Origin of the sequence: Streptomyces sp. NPDC059788 (genome assembly GCF_042732265.1) — a bacterium.
Classification (GTDB): Bacteria; Actinomycetota; Actinomycetes; order Streptomycetales; family Streptomycetaceae; genus Streptomyces.
This window is the reverse complement of the sequence record NZ_JBHWHY010000015.1, coordinates 1-16,695: the sequence shown is the minus strand read 5'-3', so window position 1 is coordinate 16,695 and position 16,695 is coordinate 1. Positions and strand designations below refer to the sequence as shown.

Annotated in this window: 10 protein-coding genes; 8 read left to right on the top strand and 2 right to left on the bottom strand. The window is 72.9% G+C overall.

What is annotated here, in order from left to right:
- The first annotated feature begins 31 nt into the window (after positions 1-31).
- The 7 genes from ACFV57_RS15055 to ACFV57_RS15025 all read left to right on the top strand — a co-directional run bounded on the left by ACFV57_RS15055 (position 32) and on the right by ACFV57_RS15025 (position 12,526).
- Positions 32-6,652 carry an amino acid adenylation domain-containing protein gene (locus ACFV57_RS15055; RefSeq protein WP_385230872.1) on the top strand — a complete coding sequence of 2,207 codons (6,621 nt, stop codon included), beginning with the start codon at positions 32-34 and terminating at the stop codon, positions 6,650-6,652.
- Positions 6,649-6,870, top strand: a complete 222-nt coding sequence (locus ACFV57_RS15050) for an MbtH family protein (protein WP_385230869.1) — start codon at positions 6,649-6,651, stop codon at positions 6,868-6,870. The genes ACFV57_RS15055 and ACFV57_RS15050 overlap by 4 nt, the downstream gene beginning before the upstream one ends.
- A 67-nt stretch (positions 6,871-6,937) precedes the next feature.
- A complete protein-coding gene (locus tag ACFV57_RS15045; protein ID WP_385230866.1) occupies positions 6,938-8,224 on the top strand; it encodes a cation:proton antiporter in 1,287 nt (428 codons plus the stop codon).
- Between the two features lie 65 nt (positions 8,225-8,289).
- Positions 8,290-9,807 (top strand): tryptophan 7-halogenase, encoded by a 1,518-nt coding sequence (locus ACFV57_RS15040; protein WP_385230863.1) that lies wholly within the window; start codon positions 8,290-8,292, stop codon positions 9,805-9,807.
- A 25-nt stretch (positions 9,808-9,832) separates the two neighbouring features.
- Positions 9,833-11,023: a cytochrome P450 gene (locus ACFV57_RS15035; RefSeq protein ID WP_385230860.1), complete on the top strand. Its 1,191-nt coding sequence runs from the start codon at positions 9,833-9,835 to the stop codon at positions 11,021-11,023.
- Between the two features lie 8 nt (positions 11,024-11,031).
- Positions 11,032-12,246 carry a cytochrome P450 gene (locus ACFV57_RS15030; RefSeq protein ID WP_385230857.1) on the top strand — a complete coding sequence of 405 codons (1,215 nt, stop codon included), beginning with the start codon at positions 11,032-11,034 and terminating at the stop codon, positions 12,244-12,246.
- 58 nt (positions 12,247-12,304) lie between these two features.
- Positions 12,305-12,526 carry a ferredoxin gene (locus tag ACFV57_RS15025; RefSeq protein WP_385230854.1) on the top strand — a complete coding sequence of 74 codons (222 nt, stop codon included), beginning with the start codon at positions 12,305-12,307 and terminating at the stop codon, positions 12,524-12,526.
- Positions 12,527-12,646: 120 nt separating this feature from the next.
- Here ACFV57_RS15025 and ACFV57_RS15020 read toward each other — a convergent pair whose 3' ends face one another.
- Together ACFV57_RS15020 and hppD are read right to left on the bottom strand one after the other, a co-directional pair.
- Positions 12,647-13,861, bottom strand: coding sequence for an alpha-hydroxy acid oxidase (locus ACFV57_RS15020; protein WP_385230851.1), 1,215 nt, complete (start codon positions 13,859-13,861; stop codon positions 12,647-12,649).
- Positions 13,851-14,948: a 4-hydroxyphenylpyruvate dioxygenase gene (gene hppD, locus ACFV57_RS15015; RefSeq protein ID WP_385230848.1), complete on the bottom strand. Its 1,098-nt coding sequence runs from the start codon at positions 14,946-14,948 to the stop codon at positions 13,851-13,853. The genes ACFV57_RS15020 and hppD overlap by 11 nt, the downstream gene beginning before the upstream one ends.
- 375 nt (positions 14,949-15,323) lie before the next feature.
- Here hppD and ACFV57_RS15010 point away from each other — a divergent pair.
- Positions 15,324-16,695, top strand: a 1,372-nt coding sequence (locus ACFV57_RS15010) for a PLP-dependent aminotransferase family protein (protein ID WP_385230845.1), incomplete at its 3' end; no start/stop codon positions are given.

The window sequence follows — 16,695 nt, the reverse complement described above, 5'->3', positions numbered from 1 at the left end:
GAGCACGACGAGGCGTTGTGAGGAGAAAGCGATGACCCGATCCATGGTCGAGGACGTGTGGCCGCTGTCACCACTGCAGGAGGGGCTGCTCTTCCACGCCACCTTTGACGAGGAGGGGCCGGACGTCTACACGGTGCAGTCCGCACACGCCGTCGAAGGTCCCTTGGACGCGGGCCGGCTGCGCGCGGCATGGCAGACCCTCATCGCCCGGCACGCCGCCCTGCGGGCCTGCTTCCGCCGGGTCAGCGGGGCCCGCATGGTGCAGGTCATCGCCCGCGAGGTGGAACTGCCCTGGCAGGAGAGCGACCTCTCCCACCTCGCGCCGGACGACGCCGAGGCCGGTGCGGAACGGCTGGCCGCGGACGAGCGCGCCCGACGCTTCGACCTGGCGAGCGCCCCGCTGGTGCGCGTCCTGCTGATCCGCCTCGGCGCCGGCCGGCACCGGATGGTCGTCACCAGCCACCACATCCTCATGGACGGCTGGTCGATGCCGATCGTCCTCGCCGAGCTGTCCGCGGCGTACGCGGCGGGCGGCGACGGCGCCGCGCTCCCGCCGACCGCCTCCTACCGCTCCTACCTGGCCTGGCTGAACCGGCAGGACAAGGACGCCGCCCGCGAGGCCTGGCGCGCCGAACTGGCCGGCGCCGAGGAACCGACGCTGGTCGTCCCGGCGGACCGGACCCGGGCCGGCCTGGTGCCCGAGGACGTCCTGATCGACATACCGGAAGGCCCCTCCCGGGACCTCGTCGAGCTCGCCCGACGCCACGGGCTGACCCTCAACACCCTCTTCCAGGGCGCCTGGGCCCTGGTGCTCGCCCGGCTGGCCGGCCGTACCGACGTGGTCTTCGGCGCCACCGTCGCGGGCCGCCCGCACGACCTGCCGCACGTCGAGTCGATGGTCGGCCTGTTCATCAACACCCTGCCGGTACGCGTCCGCCTCGACGGCGGACAGCCGGCCATTGAGATGCTCACCGCGCTCCAGGAACGCCAGTCGGCGCTCCTCCCGCACCAGCACCTCGGCCTCTCCGAGGTGCAGCAGCTCGCCGGCCCCGGCGCGTCCTTCGACACCCTCGTCGTCTACGAGAGCTTCCCGCGCCCGCCCGCGGGCCCGGACGACCCGCAGGCCCTCACCCTGGAACCCGCCGGTCTCTCCCGCAACGCGGCGCACTACCCGATCACCCTCGGCGTGTTCCCCGGCGACCGCATCAGCCTGCGGCTGTCCTCCCGCCCCGACCTGTTCGACGCGGAGGCGACCCGGCTGATCGGGCAGCGGGTCGTGCGGGTGCTGGCACAGCTGGCCGCCGACCCCTCGGTGCCGGTGGGCCGCGTCGGCGTCCTGGAGGAGCAGGAACGCGACCTGGTGCTGGCGGGCTGGAACGCCACCGCCGCCAAGACCCCCGGCACCTCGGTGCCGGAGCTGATCGCCGGGCAGGCGGCGCAGGTGCCGGGCGCGGTCGCGGTCAGCGACCCGCGGCGCTCGCTGTCCTACGCCGAACTGGCCCGCGAGTCGGACCGGCTCGCGGCCTACCTCGCCGGCCGGGGCGTGGCACGTGGCGACCGGGTCGCGGTGCTGATGGAACGCTCCGCCGACCTGCTCGTGACGCTGCTGGCGGTGTGGAAGACCGGCGCCGCGTACGTCCCGGTGGACCCCGGGTACCCGGCGGAGCGGGTCGCGTACCTGCTGGCCGACTCCGGCCCCTCGGCGGTCGTGTGCACACAGGCCACCCGCGACGCGGTGCCGGCCGACGCCGCCACGGAACTCGTCGTGCTGGACGACAACCGGACCCGGGCCGCCGTCGCGGTGTGCCCGGCCGACGCCCTGGCTCCCGTACGCGTGGCAGCGGAGGACCTCGCGTACGTGATGTACACCTCGGGCTCGACCGGTGTCCCCAAGGGGGTCGCGGTGCCGCACGGGAGCGTGGCGGGCCTGGTCGGCGACCTGGGCTGGTCCGTCGGCCCGCGCGACGCGGTGCTGATGCACGCGCCGCACGCCTTCGACGCCTCCCTGTTCGAGATCTGGGTGCCGCTCGCGTCGGGCGGTCGCGTGGTGGTCGCCGCGCCGGGTGCGGTGGACGCGCAGGACATCCGCGCCGCGGTGACCGCCGGGGTGAGCGCGGTGCACCTGACGGCCGGCACCTTCCGCGTCGTGGCGGAGGAGTCGCCGGAGTGCCTGCACGGCCTGCGCGAGGTGCTGACCGGTGGCGACGTGGTGCCCGCCGCGGCCGTCGCCCGGGTCCGCGCGGCGTGCCCGGACACCGCCGTACGGCACCTGTACGGGCCGACCGAGACCACCCTGTGCGCGACCTGGCACCTGACCCGCCCGGACGACGAACCGGCCGCGGCGCTGCCGATCGGCCGCCCGCTGGGCAACCGGCAGGTCTACGTCCTGGACGCGTTCCTCCAGCCCGTGCCCGCGGGCACCACGGGCGAACTGTACGTGGCGGGCACCGGCCTGGCCCGCGGCTACCTGGGCCGCGCCGGGCTGACCGCGGAACGCTTCGTCGCGTGCCCGTTCGCCCCCGGCACGGGGGTCCCCCCGGCCGAAGGCGGGGGGAGGATGTACCGCACCGGGGACCTGGTGCGCTGGACGGAGGCGGGCGAGCTGCTGTTCGTCGGCCGCGCCGACGACCAGGTCAAGATCCGCGGGTTCCGGGTGGAGCTCGGCGAGGTCGAGGCGGCCCTGGCCGCGCACCCGGCGGTCGGCCAGGCCGTCGTCGCGGCCCGCGAGGACCGGCCCGGCGAACGGCTGCTGGTCGGCTATGTCGTCCCCGACGGCCAGGAGGTCGACAGCGACGAGGTCCGCGCGCACGCCGCGAAGATCCTGCCCGGCCACATGGTCCCGGCGGCGGTGATCGTGACGGGCTCGCTGCCCGTCACCGCCAACGGCAAGGTCGACCACAAGGCCCTGCCCGCCCCCGACTTCGCCGAACGCGTCGCGCGGCGGGCACCACAGAACGAGACCGAGGAGATCCTCTGCGGCCTCTTCGCCGACGTGCTCAAACTCGAACAGGTCGGCGCCGACGACGACTTCTTCGACCTGGGCGGCGAATCCGGCCTGGCGATGCGCCTGATCGGGCGCATCCGCGAGGAGTTCGACGCGGCGCTGAACCTGCGGCAGTTCTTCAGCGCGCCGACCGCGGCCGGTGTGGCCCGTACGCTGGCGACGAAGGCCCGCCCGGTGCTGACCGCGGGCGGCCACGACGGCGAGGCGCCCGCGACCGTCGCCCAGCTCCGCACCTGGCTGATGACCCGGCTGCACGACAGCGGCCCGGCCCACCAGTTCTCCGCCGCGCTGCGCCTGACGGGGGCGCTGGACCGGACGGCTCTGAAGGCGGCACTGGGCGACGTCGCCGCCCGGCACGAGATCCTGCGGACGACCTTCTCCGGCGCCCGCAACGAGCTGCGCCAGCACATCATGCCCGCCACCGACCCGGCCGCCCGCCCCGACCTGACGGTGACCGGGACGACCGAGGACGAACTGCCCGGCCTGCTGACGGCGCGCGCCGCCCGCACCTTCGACCTGACCCGGGAAGCGCCCTGGGCGCCGCACCTGTTCGCGCTGTCGGACACCGACCACGTCCTGCTGGTCACCGTGCACCGGATCGCCGCGGACGAGCAGTCCCTCGACCCGCTCTTCCGTGACCTGTCGGCCGCGTACGGCGCGCGCTGCGAAGGACGCGCCCCCGAACGCGCACCGCTGCCGCTTCAGTTCGCCGACTACGCCCGGTGGGAGCAAGAGCTGCTTCGCGGCGCCGACGAGCCCGAAAGCCTGGTCAGCGACCAGCTCACGTACTGGCAGGACGCCCTGGCCGACGTGGCCGACGAACTGGAACTCCCCGCCGACCGGCCGCGCCCCTCGCTGCCCTCCCGGCGCGTCGAACGCGTTCCGCTGCGCCTGGACGCCGCGGCGCACGCCCGGCTGATGGAGGCGGCCGAACCCCGCGAGGCCACCGGCTTCATGGTCGTACAGGCCGCACTGGCCCTGCTGCTCACCCGGCTCGGCGCGGGCACCGACATCACCCTCGGCACCCTCCGCGCGCGCCGGGACGAGGACGGACTCGAAGGGCTGGTCGGTCCCTTCGACGGCCCGCTGGCGCTGCGCACGGACACCTCCGGCGACCCCGGCTTCCTCGAACTGCTGCGCCGGGTCCAGCAGACGCACCGCGAGGCCGTCAACAACCAGGACGTGCCCTTCGAGCGCGTGGTGGACGCCCTGCCGCTGCCGCCCTCCGTGGACCGGCACCCCGTCTTCCAGGTCGGCCTGGAGGTCGAGGAGGGCAAGACCGAGGTGTGGGACCCGTGGGAGCTGCCCGGCCTGCGCACCGGCCGCCTCGGCGTGGGCGGCGCGACCGGCGAGCGGGACCTGTCGGTCGGCCTGACCGAGCGGCAGCGCGCCGACGGCACCCCGGACGGCATGGACGGCCACCTCACGTACGCCACCGACCTGTTCGACCAGGACACCGCGCAGGCGTTCGCCGACCGGCTGGTGCGCGTACTGGAGCAGCTCGCGGCCGACCCCGAGCTGTCCCTGAGCCAGGTGGACGTGCTGCTGGACGAGGACGAGTTCCGCCGGCTGGTGGCGGACTTCGACGACACGGCGGCCGAGGTCCCGGACGGCACCGTGGTCGAGCGACTGGCCGCGCAGGCGGCCCGTACACCCGACGCGGTGGCCGCCATGGACCCCAACGGCGCGCTCACCTACAGCGACCTGGAAACCGCGAGCGGCCTGCTGGCCCGCAGGCTCGCCGAACTGGGCGTCGGCCCCGAAGACGTCGTGGCCGTGGCCGAACCGGCCACCAGCGCGTTCGTGGTCGCCCTGACCGGCGTCCTGAAGTCCGGCGCCGCCTGCCGCCCCGTGGACTCCAACCGGCCGGTCGGCGACATCGAAACCGTGCTGCGCGAGAGCCGCCCCGCCGCCCTGGTCTGCACCACCGAAACGGCCGCACGGCTGCCCGCCGACGGCCCGGTGCCGACCGTGCCGCTGGACGACCCGGTGACCGCCGCACCCAACGGAGCCGTCGCAGCCGCGGGATCGGAGCACCGGCCGCCGCTGCCCGCCCAGGCCGCCCTGGTGCTCGACGGCACGGCACCGGACGGCACCGCCGCGGTCGTCGACCACCGGACACTGGCCGCCCAGACGGCGCACCGCGCCCACGCCACCCCCGCGGTCCGCGACACGGCACAGCTCGACACCCGCGCCCCCGTGGAAGCACTCGTCATCCCGCTGCTCGCGGCCCTGTGCACCGGCGGCAGCGTGCGCCTCGGCGCCCCGGAGGACGTACGCACACCCACCGGGCCCGACACCGCCCGGCTGCTGGTGACCACCCGGTCCCTGCTGCCGACACCCACCGAACCGCCGGCCGGACAGCGGCCCACCGAGGTCCTCGCGGTGTCGGCCGGGACGCCGACGGCCGACGAAGACCTGCTGAAGTGGCGTGTGCTGCACCCGGACGTCACCGTGGTCACCGGGCACGGCGCCGCCGGGACGGCCGGCCCCTGGCTCGAACACCGCGCCGCCCCCGGGGAACCCGTACTGTCGGCGCTGCCCGCGGGCCGCCCGGTGGCGAACACCCGCGCCTACGTCCTCGACGACCTGCTGCGGCCGGTCCCGCCCGGTGTCGCGGGCGACCTGTACGTGGCGGGCGCGGCGGCGGCACGCGGTGACGCGGGCGGCCCCGGCCGGACGGGCGCACGGTTCGTCGCCAGCCCCTTCGGCCCGCCCGGCGAGCGGATGCTGCACACCGGCGACCGGGCCCGGCGCACCACGGCCGGACTGATCACCATGGCGGACGCGAGCCGTGTACGCGCGCGCGGCACCGGCGCGGCCCGCGGCACCAGCCGCGGCGACCTCGGCGTCCTGCTGCCGCTGCGGTCCCAGGGCAGCCTCCCGCCGCTCTTCTGCGTCCACCCCAGCCTGGGGCTGAGCTGGGGCTACCGGGGCCTGCTGCCGCACCTGCCCGCCGACCGGCCGGTCTACGGCCTCCAGGCGCGCGGCCTGTCCGGGCCCGAGCCGCTCCCGCTGACCATGGAGGAGATGGCGGCCGACTACGCCGACCAGATCCGCACCGTCCAGCCCACCGGCCCGTACCACCTCCTCGGCTGGTCCTTCGGCGGCACGGTCGCCTACGCGGTCGCCACCGCCCTGGAGGCACAGGGGGAGAAGGTGGCGCTGCTGGCGCTGCTCGACACCTACCACGGCGGCGACACCGGCGAGTTCTTCGACCAGACGCCCGCCGCCCGCGAGGGCGAGGACGTGACGATGCGCCGCGAACTGGGCGAGCAGGGACCGCGGGCCGGTGCGGGAGACGGCGGCGGTGACGGCGGCGCCGCCGGACTGGGCCTGGACGAACAGATCCTGGCCAACATCAGGGAAGTGACTGTCAACTCGGGCCGGCTCTCCTACGGTTACAGCCCGCGGCGGTTCGGCGGAGACCTCGTCGTCTTCGTCGCGACCGTCGACCGGCCCGCCAAGTCCCAGGCCTGGGACGCCACCGGAAGCTGGCGGCCCTTCGTCGCCGGACGGATCGAGACCCACGACATCGCCGTCGACCACAACAACATGCTCCAGCCCGCGCCCTTGGCACAGATCGGGCGCATCGTCGCAGAAAAGCTCCGGGCCGTGCGGCCGACAGGGGAAAGGAACCCGTCATGACCAATCCTTTCGACAACGAGAACGGCACCTTCCTGGTGCTCGTCAACGACGAGGGGCAGCATTCGCTCTGGCCCGCGTTCGCGGAAATTCCCGAGGGCTGGACCTCCGTACACGGAGAGGCCGGCCGGCAGGAATGCCTCGACTACATCGACGAGAACTGGACCGATATGCGCCCCAAGAGCCTCATCGCCGAAATGAGCGCGAACGGCAACGCGTAGACACCTCGACGGCACAGCCATGAAGGGGCGGCCGGGACGCCGGCCGCCCCCGTGGGGGAGGCGCGAAGTGAACACCGAAACCGTGGTGACCGTGGTCATCGGCGACGTCGCGCTGATCGTCGTCGCCTCCTGGCTGCTGGGGGCGGCCGCCCGCAAGATCGGGCAGCCGGCCGTCATCGGCCAGATCATGGCGGGTATCGCCCTGGGACCGACCCTGCTGGGCCGGCTCCCCGGGAACCCGACGGCGCACCTGTTCCCCCGGGAGGTCCTGCCGTTCCTCTCGGTGCTGTCCCAGGTCGCCATCGTGCTCTTCATGTTCGTGGCGGGATACGAGATCGACCCGCGGCAACTGCGCCGCGGCGGCCGGGCGGCGGCCACGGTGGCCCTGTTCGGGCTGCTGGTGCCCGCCGGGCTGAGCGCCGGGACGGTGCAGCTGCTGCCCGGCCTCTTCGACGCGGTCGACCCGCACCACGCGGGCGGCCGGTCCTTCCTGCTCTTCATGGCGGTGGCCGCCTCCATCACCGCGCTGCCGGTGCTGGTCGCCATCGTCCGCGAGCGCGGGCTGGCGGGCACCCCCGCCGGTACGGTGGCGACCACCGCGGCCGGGTTCATGGACGTGGTGGCGTGGCTGGTGCTGGCCGCCGCCCTCGTGGGCACCGGTCACGCGCCGGGGCAGCACTGGGCCGTGACGCTGCTGCTGCTCGCCGTGTTCGTCGCCGGCATGTTCCTGGTGGTGCGTCCGGTGCTGGGGTGGTGGCTGCGCCGCTCCCGGGCGCTGATGGCCAACCAGGTCACCATCGCGCTGGCGCTCGCCCTGGGCAGCGCCTGGGTCACCGCTTCACTGGGTCTGCACCCCGTCTTCGGCGGGCTGCTCGCCGGGCTGGCCATGCCCCGGCGCGACGGCGTACCGGACGCCGACGTGCTGCGGCCGATGGAACAGAGCGCCGGCCTGCTGCTGCCGCTGTTCTTCGTCACCACCGGCCTGTCCTTCAACATCGGTTCGCTCGACCGCGACGCCGGGCTGCTCCTGCTGCTGATCGTGGCCGTGGCCACCGTCGGCAAACTCCTGCCGGCCTACGCGGCGGCGCGGCTGAGCCGCCTCGGTCCCCACCAGTCGGCGCTGGTGGCCGCCCTGGTCAACACCCGGGGCCTGACCGAACTGATCGTGCTGAACGTCGGACTGGAATCCGGCGTCATCGGCCCCGACCTGTTCACCGTGCTCGTTCTCATGGCGCTGATCACCACCTTCATGACCGGACCGCTGCTCTCCCTGATCTCACGGCGCAGTACACCTGGCCCCGGTGTCAAATCGCTTTCCTTGACGGATTCTCAGAGAAAATTAACAATCGAATAGCAGGCGGCCAGGAATCTGTGCGCAAACGCACAGATGGATTCCGCCGGAGAATGGGGGAGAGGGCCATGGCGAATTCAGCGAACGCAGGGAACTCCACCAAGCAGGAGACGTTCGACGTGGTGATCGTCGGCGGCGGGCCCGCGGGCTCGACGCTGGCCGCGCTGGTGGCACAACAGGGGCGCCGGGTACTGGTGCTGGAGAAGGAGACCTTCCCCCGCTACCAGATAGGCGAGTCGCTGCTGCCGTCGACGGTGCACGGCGTGTGCCGGCTGACAGGAGTGGCGGACGAGCTGGCGGCGGCCGGCTTCACGCGCAAGCGCGGCGGCACGTTCCGCTGGGGCGCGACACCGGAGCCGTGGACGTTCTCCTTCTCGGTCTCGGACCGGATGGCCGGCCCCACGTCGTTCGCGTACCAGGTGGAGCGCTCGAAGTTCGACGAGATCCTGCTGCGCCACGCGGGCCGCTCGGGCGCGGAGGTGCGCGAGGGCTGCGCGGTCGCTGACGTGATCGCGGACACCGAGCGGGTACGGGGCGTGCGCTACACGGACGCCGAAGGCGTGGAGCGCGCGGCGTACGGGACGTTCGTGGTGGACGCCTCGGGCAACAAGAGCCGTCTGTTCCAGCGGGTGGGCGGCGAGCGGAAGTACTCGGAGTTCTTCCGCAGCCTGGCCCTGTTCGGCTACTTCGAGGGCGGCAAACGGCTGCCCGAGCCGAACGCGGGCAACATCCTGTCGGTCGCGTTCGACAGCGGCTGGTTCTGGTACATCCCGCTGAGCCCCACCCTGACCAGCGTGGGAGCGGTGGTCAGGCGCGAGATGGCGGACAAGGTGCAGGGCGACCGCGAGCAGGCCCTGATGGCGCTGATCGCCGAGTGCCCGCTGATCTCGGAGTACCTCTCCGGTGCCACGCGGGTCACCAGCGGCCAGTACGGCCAACTGCGGGTGCGCAAGGACTACTCGTACCACCAGACGACGTTCTCCCGGCCCGGCATGCTGCTGATCGGCGACGCGGCGTGCTTCGTCGACCCGGTGTTCTCCTCCGGCGTGCACCTGGCGACCTACAGCGGCCTGCTGGCCGCGCGCAGCATCAACAGCGCGCTGGCGGGGCTGGTGGACGAGACCGTGGCGATGCGCGAGTTCGAGGCGCGCTACCGGCGTGAGTACAGCGTCTTCTACGAATTCCTGCTCTCGTTCTACGAGATGCACCACAGCGAGCAGTCCTACTTCTGGCAGGCGAAGAAGGTCACCCACCACGACCGGTCCGAGATGGAGGCGTTCGTCGACCTGGTGGGCGGCGTCTCCTCGGGGGAGTCGGCGCTCTCCGACGCCGAGGCGATGGTGGAGCGGCTGCGCGCGGACTCGGCGGAGTTCGCGGGCGCGGTCGACCAGCTGGCACACAGCGACGACGGCAGCATGCTGCCGCTGTTCAAGTCCGCGGTGGTCAGCCAGGTGACACGGGAGGGCTCGCAGGTGCAGATGCGGGCGCTGCTGGGCGCGGACGCGGAACCGGAGACCCCGCTCGTCCCCGGCGGCCTCGTCTCGTCCCCCGACGGCATGTACTGGCTCCCCGCCAGCGGCGGCTGACCACGAGGAAGGAAAGGATCCGCGGATGCCCGAGACACCCGAGATACCCGCCCACTACCGGCGGGACCGCTTCGACCCGGTGCCCGAACTCGTCCGGATGGCCAGGGAGACCCCCCTGGTCGAGACCGACGTGACCATCGGCCCCTCCCGCCAGCTGGGCTGGGTGGCCACCGGCCACGCCGAGGTACGGGCGGTGCTCTCCGACGCCGAACGGTTCAGCACCCGGCCGCCCGCCGACAGCGAGGAGGACGCGCAGAACCTGGTGCAGGCGGGCAATCTCCTCCAGTACGACCCGCCCGACCACACCCGGCTGCGCAAACTGCTCACGGCCGAGTACACGGTGCGGCGGATGCGCCGGCTGGAGCCACGCGTCGAGGAGGTCGTCACCGACTGCCTGGACACGATGGAGCGCATCGGGCGTCCGGCGGACCTCGTACGGTACTTCGCCTGGCCGATCCCGGGCCTGGTCAGCTGCGAGCTGCTCGGCGTGCCCCGGGACGACCAGACGGAACTGGCCCGCTACCTCGACATCACCCGCGACGTCGGCCGCACCCAGGAACAGCAGCTGGCCGCCGGCAAGGCGTACTGGTCGTACATGGGCCAGCTCGCGGAACGCCGGCGCCGCAACCCGGGCGAGGACATGCTCGGCAACCTGGTACGCGAACAGGGCACGGCCGTCACCGACGCGGAGCTGGCGGGCATCGGCGCGACCGTGATGGCCGCCGGCTTCGAACAGGTCGCCAGCATCATCGGCCTGGGCACCCTCCTCCTGCTGGAACACCCGGACCAGCTCGCCCTCTGGCGCGACAACCCCGAGCTGACCGACCGTGCCGTGGAGGAGATGCTCCGCTACCTCACCGTCATCCACACCGCGTCGCCGCGCACCGCGCTGGAGGACGTCACCATCGGCGGACAGCACATCAAGGCCGGGGAGAGCGTGGCCTGTTCCCTGCTCGCCGCCAACCGCGTCACGGCCGCCGACGAGCCCGCCGACCGCTTCGACATCACCCGGGAGCCGACCCCGCACATGGCCTTCGGCCACGGCATCCACCACTGCCTCGGTGCCCCGCTGGCCCGGATGGAACTGCGCATCGCCTTCCCGGCACTGCTGCGCCGCTTCCCGGGCCTGCGGCTGGCCGTACCACCCGGACAGGTCCGTTTCCGGCCCGCCCGGTCACGTCAGTACGCCCTGGAATCCTTGCCCGTCGAATGGTAGGAGGCGCAATGCCGGAGGAGACCCAGCACCAGTTCGACCACGCCCGGCGGGCGGGCTTCGGCCCGTCGGACGACATCCGTCAGCAGCGCGCCGAAGGCGCCGTCATCAAGGAAGAGGTGGCCCCGGCGCCCGGGGCCGCGACCGAGCCCATCTGGATGGCCCTGGGCTACGACGCGGTCCGCCAGGTGATGGGCGACCACGTCCGCTTCAGCAACCAGCGCCGGTTCCGCGCCCAGGTCACCCGCGGCGGGAGCAAGCACCGCCCGCAGGAGATGTCGGGCCACCTCATGGACTACGACCAGCCCGAGCACACCCGGCTGCGCAAGATGCTCACACCGGAGTTCACCGTCCGCCGCATCCAGCGGCTGAAGCCGGTGACCGAGGCCATCGCGGAACGCTGCCTGGACGCCATGGAGCGGGCCGGACAGCCCGCCGACCTCGTCGGCCTGTACGCGAGCCCGATCTCCGGCGCGGTGCTGTGCGAACTGCTCGGCGTGCCCCGCGACGACCGGCGCGAGTTCCTGGTCAAGCACCAGTGGCAGCTGGAGCAGGACCGCAGCCGCAAGGACCGGGCCGCCGCCCAGGCGTACACCTCCGGCTATCTGCGCGCGCTGGTCAAACGGCAGCGCAGGGACCCCGACGAGGGGTTCATCGGCCAGCTCATCCGCGACCACGGCGACAACTTCGACGACGAGGAACTGCTCGGCATCTGCGGCCTGATGGTGCTCGCCGGACTCGACAACGTCACGGGCATGATCAGCCTCGGGGTGCTGGCCCTCCTGGAACACCCCGACCAGCTCGCCGTACTGCAGGCGGACCCCGAGAAGAACGTGGACCGCGTCGTGGACGAACTGCTGCGCTTCCTGTCCGTGGCCCACGCGCCGACCCCGCGCACCGCCGTCGAGGACGTCGTCGTGGCCGGACAGCTGATCAAGGCGGGGGAGGAGGTCGTCTGCTCGATCCCGATGGCCAACCGCGACCCGGCGCTCGGCCCCGACGTCGACCGGTTCGACGTCGGCCGCGACCCGCTGCCGCACATCGCCTTCGGGCACGGCATCCACCACTGCATCGGCGCCGCACTCGGCAGGATGGAACTGCGCACCGCCTACCTGGCGCTGTGGCGGCGCTTCCCCGACCTGCGGCTGGCCGTACCCGCAGCGGACGTACCGCACAAGACGAACTCCATCGCCTACGGGCTGGAGCGCCTGCCGGTCGCCTGGTGACGGCCGGGACCGACCAGGGCGCGCGGCGCCCGGACACCCCGGAAATGAGGAGAGGACGATGGTCGAGGTACGGGTGGACCCGGAGATCTGCGCCGCTTCCGGCATGTGCAAGCTGCTGGTGCCCGCGGTCTTCGACCAGTCGGAGGAGGACGGCACGGTGCTGCTCACCGACGCGGCGCCGCCCGCGGAACTGTCCGCGAAGGTGCGTACGGCGGCCCTGCGGTGCCCGGCCGGCGCGATCGCGGTCCACGAGATGGAGACGGACGCCCACGGCACCTAGCGCCCCGGCCCCGGCAGGGCGAAAACGGGCGGTGGAACGAACGCCACAAGAAAGCTCCTGGCGGACCGGGTTCTCACAACCCCGGACCACCAGGAGCTTTCGTTTGTGCCGCGCCGATGCCTACGGGCCGCCGGTCCCCGCCGCGACCCCTTCACCGGCCGCCCGCGCGGCCCCGCCCGGACGACCGGTGGCACCCGGACCGCCCGGCCCGGCCGCCGCGCCGCTCCACACCGTACGCAGCCGCCGCGCGTCCGCGACCGTGGCGCAGCCCGACAGGCCCAGCGCGTCGGCCAGTTCGTCGGCCAGCAGGCCGAGCACCCGGCGTACGCCCGCCTCACCGGCCGCGGCCAGCCCCCACACCGGAGGGCGCCCGACCAGCACACCGGACGCGCCCAGCGCCAGGGCCTTGAGCACGTCCGTACCGGAGCGGACACCGCTGTCCAGCAGCACCTGGCAGCTCCCGCCGACCGCCTCGGCGATCTCGGGCAGCGCCTCGATGCTCGGCAGCGCGCTGTCCAACTGACGACCTCCATGGTTGGACACCACGACGGCGTCGACGCCGAACTCCGCCGCGCGCACCGCGTCCTCGGCGGCCAGTACGCCCTTGAGCAGCAGCGGCAGCCGGGTGTGCGCCCGCAGCTCTGCCACCTGCGACCAGGACAGGGCCGAGGAGAACTCCTGGCCGGTGTGCACGGCCACCGCCGAGGCACCGGCCGCGCGCCGGTGGGCGGCCGAGGCGCCGCCACCGTCGAGGTGGGCCGCCCGCACCCGCTCGGGCAGCGCGAACTCGTTGCGCACGTCGCGCAGTCGCCGGCCCATCCACGGCACGTCCACGGTCAGCATCAGCGCCTCGCACCCGGCGTCCTCCGCACGCCGCGCCAGCTCCAGGGCCCGGCCGGGCTCCCGCAGCCAGTACAGCTGGAACCAGACGCTGCCGCCGAGCGCCGCGATCTCCTCCACCGGCACCGTGCTGAGCGTGCTCACCGTGAACGGCACGCCCGCGGCCTTCGCCGCCCGGGCCGCCGCCAGTTCACCGTCGGGGTGGACCAGGGCCTGGTAGGCGACCGGGGCGACCGCCACCGGCATCGCCACCGGCCGGCCCAGCAGCTCGGCGCCGGTGGCGCACCGCGACACGTCCCGCAGCACCCGCGGCCGTACGAAGACCCGGTCGAACGCCGCCCGGTTGGCGGCCAGGGTGCGTTCGCGCCCGCTGCCGCCCGCCACGAAGTCCCGCACCCCGGCGGGCAGCACCGCGGCGGCGGCACGCTCGACATCCTCAAGGGTCAGGAGCGTGTCCGCCGCCGCGCCGCCGGGCGCCGGGTCCTCACAGGACACGCTGGCCCTTCTTCTCCAGCTCCACGGCCTCGTACAGCGCCTTGATGTTGGAGCTGCCGAAGGTCTCCGCGCCCTGCCGCTCGATGATCTCGTAGAAGATCGTGCGGCGCGGGTGGGTGGAGGCGGTGAAGATCTGGAACAGCTGGCCGCCGTGGTCCTGGTCCGCCAGCAGCCCGGTCGACCGCAGATCCTCCAGGCTGTGGTCGCTGAGCGCGATCCGCTCGCCCAGCAGGTCGTAGTAGGCGGCGGGGGAGCTGAGGAACTCCACGCCCCGGCCGCCGAGGGTGCGTACCGCGTGCACGGCGTCGTCGCAGGAGAACGCGAGGTGCTGGACCCCCGCGCCGTGGTGGCTCTTCAGGAAGTCGTCGATCTGCCCCGGGTCGGCCGTGGTGTCCGGCTCGATGAGCGTCAGGGTGACCCGGCCGGTGGGGCTCTGGACGACCTTGGAGTCCATCGCCTGCGCGCCCACGACGATGTGCTCCTCGAAGATCTCCCGGAACCCGAGGGCCCGCTCGTAGTACGCGACGGTCCCGTCGAGGTCGCCGTTGTTCAGGCACACCGCGATGTGGTCCAGTTCGAGCAGCCCCACCTCGCTGGGCACCGGCTGCCGGGACTGGAGGGTCGGTACGAAGCCGACCGGCAGCCCCGGGCCCTCCTCCGGGGCGCGCTGCACCAGCGTGTGCACCACGTCGCCGAAGCCGCTGACGGTGGCCGTGACGGCGCCGCCGGGCCCGTGCCGGGCGGGCTCGCGCAGCGCCTCGGCGCCGCCCGCCACCGCGTGGGCGAAGGCGCCCGCGACGTCGGCGGTGCGCAGCGCGATGTCCGCGACGCCCTCGCCGTGCGTGAGGACGTACACCGACGCCGGGTGCCGGTCGGAGGTCGCCATGGTGAGCACCAGGGTGATCGTGCCGTGCCGCAGGGCGATGCTGCGGTGGTCGGCGGAGCCGCCGGTGCCGACGACGGTGAAGGCGTACCTGTCGACCCAGGCGAACGCCGCCGCGTCCAGGTCGTCCACGTACAGCTCGACGTAGTCGATCGCGAGGTCGCTGACAGCAGCCGTGGCCGCCGTGGTTCCTGAAACTGTCATGAGAGTCCCCGTTTGAAGGAATGATCTGGGCGCGGCTCGTCGAGCCGGCTCGCCTACCGGAGCGGACGGATTTCCTGCCGCACGACCGGCACCGGTGATGCGTGACCGGTCAAATCCGCGGACCTCTGGGCGAGTTCGCCACTGCCGCCGGACAGCGGAAGGCGAACAATTACGGTGCTGCCTGACATTACACCGGCACTACCCCTGTCGCACCTGTCAAGAATTAGCCGCGACCGCCCGGCCGACGCGGTTTCACCTTGACCCGGCGCGTGCCCGGGAGAACCATTGCTGTTGATCCGGCCCTGGGGGATGCTGAGGGCGCGACGCGGGCCACGGACGCGCGCCGTACCCCTTCCTGACTGACAGAAGGCAGCCATGGAAATCATGCAACCGGAAATCGCCGCCGAGCTGAATACCGCGACTCTGCACGCATCGCTGGCCGATGCCGCGATGGAGTCCATGAATCTTCTGAATCAGATCGCCGACAAGTATCCGGAAGCGATCTCTTTCGCGGCGGGACGGCCGTATGAAGGATTTTATGACACATCCCAGGTGCACAAATACCTTCAGGTCTTCTGCGATCACCTGGGCGCCGAGCGCCGGATGACGGAAGCGGAAATCGCCCGGACCCTGTTCCAGTACGGCGAGACCAAGGGGATCATCGCCGGGCTGATCGCGCGGGGCCTGGCGGTGGACGAGGGCATCGAGGCCGTGGACGGGTCCGTGGTCGTCACGGTCGGCTGCCAGGAGGCGATGTTCCTCGTCCTGCGCGCCCTGCGCGCCGACAGCCGCGACGCCGTGCTCGCGCCCCGGCCCACCTACGTCGGCCTGACCGGCGCCGCGCTCCTCGCCGACATGCCCGTACTGCCGGTGCACACCGGGGAGCACGGCATCGACCTGGACGACCTGGTCACCCAACTGCGGCGCGCGCGGGCCGCGGGCCGGCGGGTACGCGCCTGCTACGTGACGCCAGACTTCGCCAACCCGGTGGGCGCCAGCATGGAACTGCCCGAACGGCACCGCCTGCTGGAGATCGCCGAGACCGAGAACCTCCTTCTCCTGGAGGACAACGCCTACGGCGTCTTCCACACCTCCGCCGAGCGCCCGCCGACGCTGAAGTCCCTGGACCGCACCCGGCGCGTCGTCTACCTGGGGTCGTTCGCCAAGACCGGGGTCCCCGGGGCGCGCGTGGGGTACGTGGTCGCCGACCAGCGGGTGACCGGCGAGGGCGGCGGCGGGCTCCTCGCCGACGAACTGTCGAAGATCAAAAGCATGCTCACCGTCAACACCTCGCCGATCGCGCAGGCGGTCATCGGCGGCAAACTGCTCAGCCACGGATGCAGCATGGTCGAGGCCAACCGCCGCGAGACGGCCGTCTACCGGCGCAACCTCAACCAGGTCCTGGCGGGCCTGACCCGGCGCTTCGCCGACTGCCCCGGCGTCACGTGGAACGAGCCGACCGGCGGCTTCTTCGTCGTCCTGAGCGTCCCGTTCACCGTCACCGACGACTTCCTGGAGCACGCGGCCCGCCGCCACGGCGTGCTGTTCACCCCCATGCACCACTTCTACGGCGCGTCCGCACAGTGCAGCCAGCTCCGGCTGTCCATCAGCACCCTGACCCCCGAACGGATCGAGAAGGGCCTCGACCGGCTCGCCGCGCTCATCACCGAACGGCTGCACGCCAACGGCGGTGGGCCGGCCCACGAGGCCGGTGCGGCGGACGGGGCCGCCACCCCGCCCGCCGCAC